Here is a 12,547-nt window from a genome sequence, read left to right on the forward strand (position 1 = left end):
ATAATGAAAGATGTATTGAAATTACAACAATTAACAGAGAATTCTGAAGTAGAGCCTGAAAGATGGTATACGATTTTTACCACATTAGTGGGAAGTTCAACAGTTAGTAACAATTGCTAAAAAAAGCAAAAAAATAAGTTCAAATTTCACATGTAAAAAATTTGAAATGTCAATTATAATTGAAGTCAATCTGAAAAACTAGGAAAAGGATAGTAAATCCTTTTCCTGTTTATTAAGAAAGGTGAATAGAGTGGAATACGTATTAGAAGTTCAAAAGGTTTCAAAAAAGTACTCTCATTCCGATTTTCAATTAAGAGATATATCATTTAAGATTCCTAAGTCTTCAATTGTTGGCTTTATTGGGGAAAATGGTGCCGGCAAAACCTCAACTTTTGGGACGATATTAAGCTCATTAAAAAAACAAAATGGAACGATTAAAATCTTTGATAAAGTAGAACCGCATAATGATATCTCGATAAAAGAGAACATAGGTGTTGTTTTTGATAATAATAATTTTTCAGAAAACATAAGTATTACTCAATTATCAAAGGTATTATCCAACATCTATCGCCAATGGGATAATGAAAAGTTTTTTAAGTATATAGATTTATTTTCATTACCTAAGAATGGATTAGTAGGTAAACTCTCGCGAGGGATGTCTATGAAGTTGTCTATTTCTGTAGCACTTTCCCATAATGCAAAGTTGTTATTACTAGATGAAGCAACCTCCGGACTAGATCCTGTTAGTAGAGATGAAGTTTTGACTATCTTAAAGGATTACGTAAAGAATAATGAATGTTCAATTTTGCTATCTTCGCACATTATTAGTGATATAGAGTTAATTGCTGATCATCTTATATTTATAAAGTCCGGTGAAATTCTATTAGATATTAGTAAAAGCAAACTTCTTGATGACTATTCTATTTTAGAATGTAAATCAAAGGACTTAGAAATGGTTAAAGAGATAGCACTTGCCTATACTTATAAAAACAAAGATTTGATAGAAGTACTTGTATCAAATGATAAAGTAATTCCTGATCGCTTTTTTCGGAAAAATTCCTCACTTAATGAAATAACATTAATGTTATTAAGAGGAAAAAGAATATGAAAGGGTTAATTTTAAACGATATTTACATTATACAAAAAGGAATTAAAACCGCCATCATCCTCTCTACATTATGTATATTATTCCTTTTATTCACAAAAAGTGATATTGTATTTAAAGTAGCTGTCTTGTTACCCTTTTTAATTATTCCTGTAAAATCATTTGAAATACTAAAATATGATGTGAAATCTGGTTGGGACAAATTTTCATTTACGTTACCGGTTAAAAGAACAAATTTAGTTAAGGCTAAGTACATTACATTTTTAATTTTAATAACTTTAAGTTTTCTTTTAAGTTTTGGTTTATTTTTTTCAATTGATCTTTTATTATTTCCTACATTAACCTTTGAATATTACAACCAACTATTGAGAGGATTAGGATTAATTATATGTGTGGGTGCTATGTTATATCCTTTGACATATAAATTAGGAATTGAAAAATCTGATTCGATAACCATATATAGTTTGGGTTTTTCTTTTGGTGTGTTTTTCTCGTTAGCTTTTGTGGCTAAGCTTGTACTAGAACCGAATAGAATTGCTGACATGATATTTTCAGTCGTGTTTTTTGGGTTATCAGTTTTCTTTTTAATCATTTCATATCTAATTTCGTGTTCGTTTGTTAAACGTAAAGAATTTTAAAATGGATAAAATAATCATGAATAAAAACTGGTGAATTTATTCATCAATAAAATTTGGAGGAATAATAATGAAAAAGGTATTAGAATTACAACAACTTAACAATGAAGAGCAACCAGAAATAGGACCAACAATAACAACAATCACAGTAATTCCCACTACTTTCATTTCACTCCTGAGTAACCATTGTGATAATCATGCATCGTAACGCAATCTAATTTCTTTGTGAGTTTTTTGAAAAAGGAAAATTTGAAAATTAGCCCATTATGATGATTTGTCCAAATGTAAGAAATTTTAGTGTAAGTAAAAGAAGTGAGCTAAAAAGAAAGATTAAAGATACATTCTTACTAGTCAGTCATACAGAAGGGAGTGTGAAGATGTGGACAAAAAAAACAGTCAGCGTTCTTTGATCAAACGCAGTTGGTTTCACACCTTTTTAGCTTTTATTGCATCACAGCTATACATTATGTTTGTAGAGAGAACCGGAATTGGTCCTAACATGAGGGGGATCAATGGTACGTTTATTGAAAATATTGTGGATTTAGATTTATATCAAAGGTATTTTACCTTTTATGAAACTCCTTGGTATAATATGTTTACCATTTTTTTTGGGGCAATTACAATTATACATATGACAACAGGTATTATGAAAGATATTCGAAATGGATAAATATTTATTAGAAAAACGAGAAACACGTTATGCTAACTCTGAATCCCGCTATTAGTTTTTTTAATAGAGGGATTTTACCTTATTCTTCATCTGTTATCTGTTGAATTCCATTTTTAGAATAGAATACATACACACATTAACAAACCCCTTTTGACCTAACTCGTACTCTCTTAATAACCCCTCTTTTACAAAATAGAACATTTCAACTAATTTTATAGAAGATGTATTTTCAGGATCAATAATCGCTTCAATCCGATTCAGGTTCATTTCCTGAAACCCATATCGTAGCACCGCAGCAATCGCTTCGCTCATAATGCCTTTTTTCCAATGATCGTGATGTAATTCATAGCCAATTTCCGTACGGCAGTGCTGTTTTTCTAGATTGAGAAAGCCGCAGCTGCCGATAATGGCTGGATTGTCTTTTAGAGAAATGCCCCAGCGGAGGCCTGTTTGTTCTTTAAAGATATTGTCATACCACTGGATTTCTCCTTTTGTGTCTTCGATGGTTTCATGTGCATCAATGCCCATGTAGCGGCACACGGTTTTATTAGATAAATAGATGTGCATATCCTTAGCATCTTCGGTCGTTGCTTGTTTTAAGATCAATCTTTCGGTGTGTATTGTTGGAAATGATTGTGGAAAGGTGATTTTGTTCATTTTTTATCCTCCATGCGATGTCTTTTGTTCTGTACATGCCTTACAATAAAAAAGCCCTTCATTCCTCAGCCAAGCTTTCACTTCTGTCATTCCTTTTCTCTTTGGATAGACCAGCTTGACGTACACTTCTTCGTTTCCTTCTATCTTTTTCCGACAGCTAGCACACGTGGGTTCTTCGAATCGAAACAATCGACATACTCCTTTTTGTAGATATTTCTTCCATTATATCAAATATCCAACTTATTCTTTCGACTCCATTATTCACTTTTTCTGTTTTTATCCGACATATGCTAAGTAAAAGAAATGTCCGTTTGTTGAAACCGTTTGAGAGAAAGCGTGCTCTAACAGGTGTAGGAGGTGTGGATGAGATGAAGCAAGTGCGTCTAATTAAAAAAGCACAAAAAGGGAATGTCCCGGCATTTGAGAAATTAATGCTGATGTATCAGGAACGTTTATATAAAACGGCTTTTCTCTACACAAGAAATAAAGAGGATTCGTTAGATGCTGTTCAGGAGACGGTATTTAAAGCGTTTAAGCATCTATCTGGCTTGAAAGAACCAGCATATTTTTCTAGCTGGCTGACTCGGATTTTGATCAATACGATTTTTGCGATGAAGAAAAAGCAGCAAGATGTTGTTCCGTTTGAACAGCAGCACGAAAGCATTGAGCGGAATGATTTTTTGGAAGACAAATTAGATTTAAAACATGCTCTTGATGTGTTAGATGAGCAATACCAGATTGTGATTCAGCTATTTTATTTTCAAGATTATTCGATTTCAATGATTTCTCAGCAGATGGGTATGCCTGAAGGAACGATTAAAACTCATTTGTATCGAGCAAGAAAGTTATTAAAGCAAACGTTGGAAAAGGAGGAGAGTGTCGATGGAACGAAAAGAAATGAAAAAGCTCTATGATGAGATTGATGTACCAATGGTTGAAGTGACCTCCGCGATTCGTCAAGCCATTGGGGATGTGAAAGCGGAAAAGAAACGACGTTGGTTCACATGGAATTGGAGAACGCCAATATACTCTGTCATCGTACTCATCGTCCTTTACTTTTCATCTGGTTTCCTTTTTCCTTCTCTTAATACAGCGATGGCACGTGTCCCGATTATTGGGCAGTTTTATATGATGTTTCACGATAAAGTAGGAATGTCTCTTTTTCAGAGTGATTTGGTGAAGCATGTCAATGAGGGGGCTGAATCAAGAGGGGTTACTGTGAAAGTAAACAGTGTGTATTATGATGCTGGGCGGCTTGTTTATACGTTTACGGTGGAGAATTTCCAAACAAAAGAAGATTTTGTATCGTTTAGAGTGAATCCAGAAAAAATCGATGGAAACTTTCAACTGAATTTTGATAAAACAGAGTTGAAAAAATTAAAAGATGGCCGCTATGTTGGGCAGACGGAAGTCTATACAAATGGACAAACGATCAAACAAGGTCAACAAGTACCGCTTGTTATTTCGAAGATTGGGGATATTGTAGGAAATTGGCGGTTCAAGTTACCTGTGGTCAAGCAAAAAACCACTTTATTAGCGGGGCAAAAAGACGTGTCTATTTTAAATGGACGTTATCAAATAAGAAACGTAAAGGTAGAAAATGGAGTGAAGGGCTCTGCTATTCAATATGCCATTGATTACAATGGTTTTGCCAAAGATGATAGAGTTAGTATTGATGGAATGAAGGATAATTTAGGGAATGAGTATGAGCTTGAGATTGGAACCGTTTTAAGAAAAAAACAACTGACTTCTGACAAAACTAGAAAAGATCATTTGACGATTTTGAATCAACCGATTAATCCAAAGGCGACTGAATTGACATTTTACACGGATGTGAGAAACGAACGAGAATACAGCCACATTATTCCTCTTCAGACAAAGCTGCCTGTTCAGTTCAAAACAAAACACCATGGCATCGGAATCAAAATCAATAAGATAGAGCAAAAAGACCGTTCTGTGATTGTTGATTATCAATTTACTGGAGTAGATCAAAAAGAATTAGATCAGGATGTGATGGAGAATATAGGTGAATTCATTGGATTAGGCGATGTTGAAAAGATGAAATCATGGCCCGATCCACAAGCAGACTATGAAAACGGATATTACTTGAAGGGGAACCATGCGAAGATGACGAATTTAAAGACAGCTTCTATGCAATCCACCTTTGATTTTGATGTGAAGGAGTTAGACACATTATCATTAAACCATTTTTCATTTAAGGATTATGGGCTTTATCTTGATTTGTCAGTTCTGAATACGTTGGCACCACACAAAGATATAACTGTAACCATTCCAGTCAAAAAAGAAACATCAAACGCTAGTCAATAAATAAGAGAGCGAACATGATTACACATGTTCGCTTTTTGTCTGCTTTTGGACCAGCCGATTACGATGGAACGAGTACCGAATCAACATGAATGCGACAAAACTGGCTAAACCGCCAATCCAGCTTAAGTTCGTGACATTTGTATATTGTATAATCACACCGCCCATTGACGATCCGAGCATCATGCCGATATTCATAATCGCTGTATTAAAACTCAGCACGGTTTCTGATGCTTGGGGTTTTAGAGAGATGAGGTAAAACTGCTTCGCCGGAGTTGTCGTCCATGTAGCGATGCCCCATATGGCAAGCGTAATCAAGATACTTATTGTAGAGAATTGCGTAAAGAATAAAGCAAAGAGAGCGAGCATCTGGATCATGATGCTGATCGAGATGGTTCGGTTTGGTCCCCATTGATCAACGGCGAAGCCGCCAAATCGTGAGCCTATAAAAGCAGCGATTCCTAAAATGAGCAAGGCGATACTTGTCATTTCAAGAGAGAAGCCAGCAGTCTGTCGTAATAAAGGCGAGATATAAGCGAATACCATTGTGTAGCCTAAGATCCAAAAGACGGTCGTGGCTAAGCCGCTGATCACCCTGCTATCTTGAAGGAGATGTAATTGCTGCTTCAATGGCAGATGTGAATGTCCCTCCATGCGAGGCAGTAATTGATAAAGCAGTAGTAAAAGACAAGCAGTACCTAGTGCAATGATGAGAAAAATATAGTGCCAATCCACATGACCTGATAGAAATGTGCCAATAGGGACACCAAGTACGAGTGAAACGGTAAAACCAGTAATGACCGTTGCCATCGCACTTCCCTTTTTTTCTGGAGGGGCGATCTGCGCTGCATAATTCGTGGCGACGACAATATATAAGCCGCCACTCATCGCCATGATGACTCGGGATAGCAGGAGCAGCACAAAGTGATGGCTAAAAAAGGCGACCACATTGCCTAAAATAAACACAAAAATAGCCGATAACAGAACCTTTTTTCGGTTTAATTTCGATGTTGCCATGACTAAAAAGAGAGCACCTACTGCATAAAAGAGAGAGTAAACGGTGATAAGCTGTCCGGCAGCAGGAATGGAGATATGTAAATCAGCAGAAATCATATCTAGAATGCCTGACACGACGAATTCTGACGTGCCTGTGACGAATGAACCGACAGCTAAAAGAATAATCAATAGCTGATGTGATGTGTTTTTCATTTTTGAACCCTTCCTTCAATTTGATACGTTGTTTTTAGTTTAAATTCCGTGCTAACATAAGTAAAATTGATGTTTTTCATGAAGGAGATGAGTGAATACTCATGAGCTTTGTTCGCTTTGATATCATCGCAAAAGTGGTCGAGCTTGGCAGTTTTACCGCAGCAGCTGAAGCATTAAATATGACGCAGTCCGCAGTGAGTCATGCGGTGGCGAGTTTAGAAACGGAGTGGGGTGTGTCTTTATTCATTCGTGATCGAAAAAAGGGCATCATGCTGACAGATATCGGTCAAACGCTTCTCCCGCATATTAGAGAAGTGTTAAATAGAGTGGAGAAGATCCAGCAGGAAATTGCGTTAACGAAAAATATCGAAACGGGCTTGATTCGTATCGGCACATTTGCCAGTGCATCTGCTTGTTTATTGCCTAAACTGCTTGTGAGCTATCAGAAAAAGCATCCGAAAATCGAATTTAAATTTTATGAGGGAACGTATGAAGAAATATTGGAGTGGCTGGACTCTGGCATCATTGATGTTGGTTTTGTTGTGAAAGGCCATGCAGATGAAGCCTTTGACTTGCTTCCGCTGATCAAAGATGAGATGGTGGTCGCCTATCATCCGAATCATCGATTTCACCAGCAGTCCATTGTAGACATCACAGATTTGGCGGATGAACCATTTATTATGCCGACTGGCATGTATCAATCACATGTAGAGGATATATTTTCTGAGGCTCAATTGAAGCCAGCTACTTTATTTGAAGTACACGATTGTACGACCATTGCTCGTATGGTTGGGGAAGGGCTTGGTGTCACGATAGGTCCTGAGCTGTTTTTAAAAACGCAGCAGCTTGTGCACATTCGTCAGTTGAATGTCTCTCATCATCGTGAGGTTGCGCTCGCCTGTCCGTCTCTCTCCCAAGCTTCTCCGGCAGTGAGAGAGTTTTTCCATGTAGCCGAAGCGGTTTTTGCAAAAGAGAAGGATTTGGAGAAGGGTGTATAAAGAACTAGATGTGATTTTCCAAATTCGTGTAATAAGACGAATGAAGCGGACATTTCTTTGAAAAATGTTCGCTTTTCGTATTGTGTTTTAAAAATGAAGTTGGTATTTGGTACAATAGACAAAGGAATCAAAAAGATGAAGGAAATATTGTTCAACGAACTGTTTCCAGCAGCCTAATGATTGAAAGAATTCAAGTCGTAACATCCCAATAAACTTTGAGAAAATAAATAACGGCCCGAATTCAACTAATGTGGTAATACGATGAAATTCCTAATATTAGCTAATTTTTCAAAATGGTTGATGTGAATATCAGAGGTTAGTATTTTAGAATCATTGAAAGTCGTAATTAACGAATTCCTTGTACAACCAGGTATTAATTTTTTTCAAAGTGATTGTGATGTAGCATTAGCTAGAAGTTTTAAATGTTTAAAAGATTATACCAATAACCGTTACTGCTCAACTAAAAATAAAAGTACAGCCGGCAAATGTTCTCCTAACATTGCTAAGCATTCAAGGCTCTATCATAAACATACAGGATGGTTCTCACCTAGTAAGTAAAGAAGGGGGGGTATTAGAATTTTGGGAGTTACGCTAATTATGGGTGTATTATTAATATTATCAATGTTTTTTTTAATTTTTTTGCTTTTAAAGAAGATTATAGATTTGAAATTAATCATTATAATAGGTATTCCTTTTTTAATAATAATAATTGTTTTTTCTATATTAATTTTTGTGAATTTCCATTCAGTTTCACTTGAAAATGAATCTTTAGGCAGTTTTAAAATTGGTGAAGAGATAGATAACAATGAACTCGAAAAAAATGATCAGTTTTCGTTTGAAAATGAAGTGGTATATTCCAAAAAAGGAAATGAAGATTTTTTAGTAACATCTAATAATAAGCAACAAATTATCTCTATTATTAATGAATCACAAAATGGAAATATTAAGACATCAAAAGGTATTAAGGTTAACGATACGTTTCAAGATGTAGTAAAGGCGTATGGGAAAGAATACAAAAATCTTTGGTTTGTAGAAGGGTATGAAACAGGTATTCAGTATCAAGATAAAGATGAACAGCTTCTCCTAGAATTTTTCTTTAATGAAGATAAATTGTACCGTATTGAATTAATTAAAAAGTGATGCGCTAAATTTTTGAAATAGTATAGCTTGATTTTTTTCCTGTTAGAAAGTTTATATTTTCATGCTTTCTCTATGTTTCTTAGCAATTTCGAATATTTAGATAAGAAGTAACAAGAACTAGATGCGATTTTCCAAATTCGTGTAATAAGACGAATGAAGCGGACATTTCTTTGAAAAATGTTCGCTTTTCGTATTGTGTTTTAAAAATGAAGTTGGTACAATAGACACAGAAATCAAATAGATAGAAGTCGTATAATAGCGGGGATATGGCCCGCAAGTTTCTACCAAGCTACCGTAAATAGCTTGACTACGTCAATTCACACTCGTTTGATATAAATCATGCATTGTTCTTGTTTTATGTCACCGTCTGAATTCACATATGTAGTCAAGCGTCCCAAAACTGTTGGGGCGTTTTTTATTTGACTTGTGAATGGGGCAGACTAAAGCAAAAGGACATGAAGGGAGTCAGTTGGCTTGAAACAGTTTTTTCAATTTGATGAGTTAGGAACGAATTACCGCAGAGAAATCATCGGAGGTTTAACCACATTTTTGTCGATGGCTTACATTTTGTTTGTCAATCCGATCACACTTGCTTTAGTGTCGGTACCGGATTTTCCAGATAAATTACGAATTGATCAGGGCGCTGTCTTTACAGCGACGGCGTTAGCCTCTGCCGCAGGGTGTATTCTGATGGGGCTGATTGCTAGGTATCCAATTGCGATTGCACCAGGTATGGGCTTGAATGCCTTTTTCGCCTTCTCGGTTGTTCTTGGCATGGGCATCACATGGGAAGCAGCACTTTCTGGTGTATTTGTTTCAGGATTGATTTTCGTTGCCCTTTCTTTAACAGGTTTCCGTGAAAAAATCATCAATGCCATTCCGGCTGAGCTAAAGCTTGCGGTTGGTGCAGGTATTGGTCTATTCATTACATTTGTCGGTCTGCAAGGATCTGGCATTATCGCTAATAATGATAATACGCTCGTTTCGATTGGAAACATTCATAGTGGTCCTGTCTTATTAACGGTGTTTGGTATCGTGGTGACTGTCATTTTAATGGTTCTTCGAGTGAATGCAGGTGTCTTCATTGGGATGCTTGTGACAGCTATTGCTGGAATGATTGTTGGTCTTGTCCCAGTACCGACGCAAATTGTGGGAAGTATTCCAAGCTTATCTCCAACCTTTGGACAAGCCTTGATTCACTTGCCAGACATTTTCTCGATTCAAATGCTTGTCGTGATTTTAACGTTCTTATTCGTTGGGTTCTTTGATACAGCAGGAACGCTTGTGGCTGTTGCAACCCAAGCTGGTTTAATGAAAAATAATGAGCTGCCGCGTGCAGGAAGAGCACTTCTAGCGGATTCATCTTCAATCGTTGTAGGTTCTATTCTTGGAACATCGACGACAACATCTTATGTTGAATCTAGCTCAGGTGTTGCTGCTGGTGCGCGTTCAGGATTTGCAGCTGTCGTGACAGGTATTTTCTTCTTGCTTGCGATGTTCTTCTCGCCGCTTTTATCCATCGTTACTTCGAATGTGACAGCACCTGCTTTAATCATTGTTGGTGCACTGATGGTCGCTCCGCTTGCGAAGATTGCATGGGATCGTTTTGAAATTGCCGTACCAGCGTTCTTAACGATGATTATGATGCCACTCACATACAGTATTGCAACAGGGATTGCGGTTGGCTTTATTTTCTACCCGATTACGATGATCTTTAAAGGGAAAGCCAAAGAAGTACATCCGATTATGTACGGATTGTTTGTAATCTTTATTCTATACTTTGCTTTCTTAAATCATTAATGGTTCGCCTGAAACAGCAGCTCATGGAAGCTGCTGTTTTTTTGTTTTGCCCTAATTTTCTTGCCATTTTAAAACCTCTGCTGTCTTTTATCCGTCTATTCGTATGAACGTCAAGGAATCTTGACTGAACAGAGAGACTCCGCTACTTTAAGAGGAGTCATCCTTACAGGTCATTCGTATGAGCCTGTAAGGATTGTGCTGGATAGGAGTTGATATGAGATGTTAGAAAAAGATGAAGAGCAAAGTACATCAGACGTAAAAAATGAAGAGCCATCAATAGATCAAGAAACGAGACAATCCCGTCTTAGCAGAAGCGCCGCAAAACGTGGAAGAACGTCGAAAGTCAAAGTAGCAGCCGATGATGAGCGTTCTGCCATTCAGCGTATGCTGCAAGGTGTAGGAGGCGCGTTTAAGCGCTATGGCTCATATGGACTTGCGATGTTAAAATCACCGAGCTGGGCCATCAATCAAGCGGAAACATTACGGATGAAGTATGCCTGGATCTCGATTGTGTTATTCAGCGTGTTTTTTGCTTTAGGCAACTATGTTCAATTAAAGGCGTCAAAGACTCGTTTATTAGGCTTTGGCATTCATTACTCTTTTGGTGACGCCTTTTTGAGGGTAGCGGTCTTTACACTCATTCTGCTCACATTGATGATGCTGACCGTCTGGTTACTCGGTAAGTACATGCTAAAAGGAAACATATCACTGAAAGAAGTAATCATGAAGTTTGGTGCCGCACTTGTACCGGTTTTGGTTTTATCCATCCTTTGGCTTGTATTTGCCATGCTGAATATTCCATATGTGACGGTCATTTTATCTGTGATGATGTTTTTTGGTCTCCAGTTGATTGCGGTCGTGCTGTTTCGCTCGATTCAATCGGAGCATGAAGCGGTGCGCGGTGATTTGATGTATGCTGGCTGGATCTTTTTATTGGTGGAGCTTGTCATCATTGCACTGCTCTGGGGCATTGTCGGAGAGTATTTGATTCCTTCACTTGTGCCTGTTCGATTTGGATAATACACACACTGAAAACCTCCTTTTTCAAAAAAGGAGGTTTTCATGTTGAGAAGAGGAAAAAACGGGTAAACTCTTGGTAACAAAGACCACCGTTCTTGTCGAAAGATATATGTGTTTTTCTCGCGCAAATTTGATTGTATCAAGGTATGTTCTCTAGTAGAATATGGGGTGCTTTATTTGATTTTTTAGTGCAGGGGGTTCGAATCGTGCTTCAACAACTTTTATCCAATGCGTTCACCATGGTTTTGATCATTTTAGTGATTAATATTGTCTATGTTTCATTTTCCACCATGCGTTTGATTTTAACAATGAAAGGCAGACGGTACGCAGCAGCTTTTGCTGGTACGATTGAAATGCTGATTTATGTGATTGGATTAAGTATCGTACTTGATAACTTAGATCAAATCCAAAATGTCATTGCGTATGCGTTAGGTTATGGGATGGGGATCATTGTCGGGATGAAAATTGAAGAGAAGCTGGCACTTGGCTACACAACTGTTAACGTGATCACAAAAGAATTAGATGTCGATCTCCCAAGGCAATTGAGAGAAAAAGGATATGGTGTCACCAGCTGGGTAGCAGGCGGTCTTGAAGGAGACCGGACAGCATTGCAAATTTTAACACCGAGAAAATATGAACTGCAATTATATGAAACGATTAAAACGCTAGATTCAAAGGCATTTATCATTTCATATGAGCCCAAATCGATTCACGGCGGCTTCTGGGTGAAGGCTGTGAAGAAAAGGAGAATTAAAGAATGACCGCAAAACCAAAGAAGAAGAAATTCTATGTGGAAGACGACATGACGATCGATCAAGTGTTGTCCCAGATGGCAGCGGAAGGCTACGCGCCAGTCCGACGAATGGAGGAGCCCATTTTTCAGGAAAAGAAGGAAAATGGGTCGATTCAGATCATTCCGATTGGGAAAAAAATCGTATTTGAAGGAAAAACAGTCTAAATCCGAACATTAAAACGACGACTTCATAGA

The 12,547-nt window shown here is 37.3% G+C and carries 15 protein-coding genes and 1 riboswitch; of the genes, 12 read left to right on the plus strand and 3 right to left on the minus strand.

What is annotated here, in order from left to right; genetic code table 11:
• Window positions 1-3 precede the first annotated feature (3 nt).
• From MKZ05_RS03265 to MKZ05_RS03280, 4 genes are all read left to right on the plus strand, one after another.
• The gene (locus tag MKZ05_RS03265) at window positions 4-120 is read left to right on the plus strand and encodes a class III lanthipeptide (protein WP_189282667.1); all 117 of its coding nucleotides are present in this window, start codon (window positions 4-6) and stop codon (window positions 118-120) included.
• 130 nt (window positions 121-250) lie between these two features.
• A complete protein-coding gene (locus MKZ05_RS03270) occupies window positions 251-1,108 on the plus strand; it encodes an ABC transporter ATP-binding protein (protein WP_106029992.1) in 858 nt (285 codons plus the stop codon).
• On the plus strand, window positions 1,105-1,743 hold the full coding sequence (locus MKZ05_RS03275) for an ABC-2 transporter permease (protein ID WP_106032818.1): 639 nt from the start codon (window positions 1,105-1,107) through the stop codon (window positions 1,741-1,743). Before MKZ05_RS03270 ends, MKZ05_RS03275 begins: the two co-directional genes overlap by 4 nt.
• Before the next feature lie 376 nt (window positions 1,744-2,119).
• Window positions 2,120-2,410, plus strand: coding sequence for a YfzA family protein (locus MKZ05_RS03280; RefSeq protein ID WP_106029994.1), 291 nt, complete (start codon window positions 2,120-2,122; stop codon window positions 2,408-2,410).
• Window positions 2,411-2,503: 93 nt separating this feature from the next.
• Here the strand turns inward: MKZ05_RS03280 and MKZ05_RS03285 are convergent, their stop codons facing one another.
• Window positions 2,504-3,067: a GNAT family N-acetyltransferase gene (locus MKZ05_RS03285; RefSeq protein WP_339161372.1), complete on the minus strand. Its 564-nt coding sequence runs from the start codon at window positions 3,065-3,067 to the stop codon at window positions 2,504-2,506.
• A gap of 3 nt (window positions 3,068-3,070) precedes the next feature.
• A complete protein-coding gene (locus tag MKZ05_RS03290; protein WP_339161374.1) occupies window positions 3,071-3,256 on the minus strand; it encodes a Fe3+ hydroxamate ABC transporter substrate-binding protein in 186 nt (61 codons plus the stop codon).
• Between the two features lie 179 nt (window positions 3,257-3,435).
• Here MKZ05_RS03290 and MKZ05_RS03295 point away from each other — a divergent pair, with 179 nt between their 5' ends.
• Window positions 3,436-3,981, plus strand: coding sequence for a sigma-70 family RNA polymerase sigma factor (locus MKZ05_RS03295; RefSeq protein ID WP_339161378.1), 546 nt, complete (start codon window positions 3,436-3,438; stop codon window positions 3,979-3,981).
• The gene (locus MKZ05_RS03300) at window positions 3,950-5,395 is read left to right on the plus strand and encodes a DUF4179 domain-containing protein (protein WP_339161380.1); all 1,446 of its coding nucleotides are present in this window, start codon (window positions 3,950-3,952) and stop codon (window positions 5,393-5,395) included. Before MKZ05_RS03295 ends, MKZ05_RS03300 begins: the two co-directional genes overlap by 32 nt.
• 18 nt (window positions 5,396-5,413) lie before the next feature.
• On the opposite strand, the gene MKZ05_RS03305 is transcribed toward MKZ05_RS03300, so the two are convergent.
• The gene (locus MKZ05_RS03305; RefSeq protein WP_339161382.1) at window positions 5,414-6,601 is read right to left on the minus strand and encodes an MFS transporter; all 1,188 of its coding nucleotides are present in this window, start codon (window positions 6,599-6,601) and stop codon (window positions 5,414-5,416) included.
• Window positions 6,602-6,702: 101 nt separating this feature from the next.
• On the opposite strand from MKZ05_RS03305, the gene MKZ05_RS03310 reads away from it, so the two are divergent.
• From MKZ05_RS03310 to MKZ05_RS03335, 6 genes are all read left to right on the plus strand, one after another.
• Complete coding sequence (locus MKZ05_RS03310) at window positions 6,703-7,599, plus strand: LysR family transcriptional regulator (RefSeq protein ID WP_339161385.1); 897 nt, start codon at window positions 6,703-6,705, stop codon at window positions 7,597-7,599.
• A gap of 597 nt (window positions 7,600-8,196) precedes the next feature.
• Entirely contained in the window at window positions 8,197-8,739 is a 543-nt protein-coding gene (locus MKZ05_RS03315) for a hypothetical protein (RefSeq protein WP_111912132.1), read from the plus strand.
• A gap of 228 nt (window positions 8,740-8,967) precedes the next feature.
• A riboswitch (purine riboswitch) is annotated at window positions 8,968-9,069 on the plus strand.
• 144 nt (window positions 9,070-9,213) lie between these two features.
• Window positions 9,214-10,539, plus strand: coding sequence for an NCS2 family permease (locus MKZ05_RS03320; protein WP_050945706.1), 1,326 nt, complete (start codon window positions 9,214-9,216; stop codon window positions 10,537-10,539).
• A gap of 219 nt (window positions 10,540-10,758) precedes the next feature.
• Complete coding sequence (locus tag MKZ05_RS03325; protein WP_339161389.1) at window positions 10,759-11,559, plus strand: hypothetical protein; 801 nt, start codon at window positions 10,759-10,761, stop codon at window positions 11,557-11,559.
• A 206-nt stretch (window positions 11,560-11,765) separates the two neighbouring features.
• Window positions 11,766-12,320, plus strand: a complete 555-nt coding sequence (locus tag MKZ05_RS03330) for a DUF2179 domain-containing protein (protein ID WP_024424505.1) — start codon at window positions 11,766-11,768, stop codon at window positions 12,318-12,320.
• Window positions 12,317-12,517 (plus strand): NETI motif-containing protein, encoded by a 201-nt coding sequence (locus MKZ05_RS03335; protein ID WP_050945708.1) that lies wholly within the window; start codon window positions 12,317-12,319, stop codon window positions 12,515-12,517. Before MKZ05_RS03330 ends, MKZ05_RS03335 begins: the two co-directional genes overlap by 4 nt.
• Window positions 12,518-12,547: the final 30 nt, after the last annotated feature.

The organism is Bacillus sp. FSL M8-0277, from assembly GCF_037975305.1.
In the GTDB taxonomy this organism is placed as follows: Bacteria; Bacillota; Bacilli; order Bacillales; family Bacillaceae; genus Bacillus; species Bacillus pumilus.

What these genes read in the sequence shown, in the direction of transcription:
- MKZ05_RS03310 (WP_339161385.1), top strand. Translation starts at nt 6,703, where the DNA reads ATGAGCTTTGTTCGCTTTGATATCATCGCAAAAGTGGTCGAGCTTGGC.
- MKZ05_RS03295 (WP_339161378.1), top strand. Translation starts at nt 3,436, where the DNA reads ATGAAGCAAGTGCGTCTAATTAAAAAAGCACAAAAAGGGAATGTCCCG.
- MKZ05_RS03325 (WP_339161389.1), top strand. Translation starts at nt 10,759, where the DNA reads ATGTTAGAAAAAGATGAAGAGCAAAGTACATCAGACGTAAAAAATGAA.
- MKZ05_RS03275 (WP_106032818.1), top strand. Translation starts at nt 1,105, where the DNA reads ATGAAAGGGTTAATTTTAAACGATATTTACATTATACAAAAAGGAATT.
- MKZ05_RS03285 (WP_339161372.1), bottom strand. Translation starts at nt 3,067, where the DNA reads ATGAACAAAATCACCTTTCCACAATCATTTCCAACAATACACACCGAA.
- MKZ05_RS03335 (WP_050945708.1), top strand. Translation starts at nt 12,317, where the DNA reads ATGACCGCAAAACCAAAGAAGAAGAAATTCTATGTGGAAGACGACATG.
- MKZ05_RS03315 (WP_111912132.1), top strand. Translation starts at nt 8,197, where the DNA reads ATGGGTGTATTATTAATATTATCAATGTTTTTTTTAATTTTTTTGCTT.
- MKZ05_RS03305 (WP_339161382.1), bottom strand. Translation starts at nt 6,601, where the DNA reads ATGAAAAACACATCACATCAGCTATTGATTATTCTTTTAGCTGTCGGT.
- MKZ05_RS03265 (WP_189282667.1), top strand. Translation starts at nt 4, where the DNA reads ATGAAAGATGTATTGAAATTACAACAATTAACAGAGAATTCTGAAGTA.
- MKZ05_RS03300 (WP_339161380.1), top strand. Translation starts at nt 3,950, where the DNA reads ATGGAACGAAAAGAAATGAAAAAGCTCTATGATGAGATTGATGTACCA.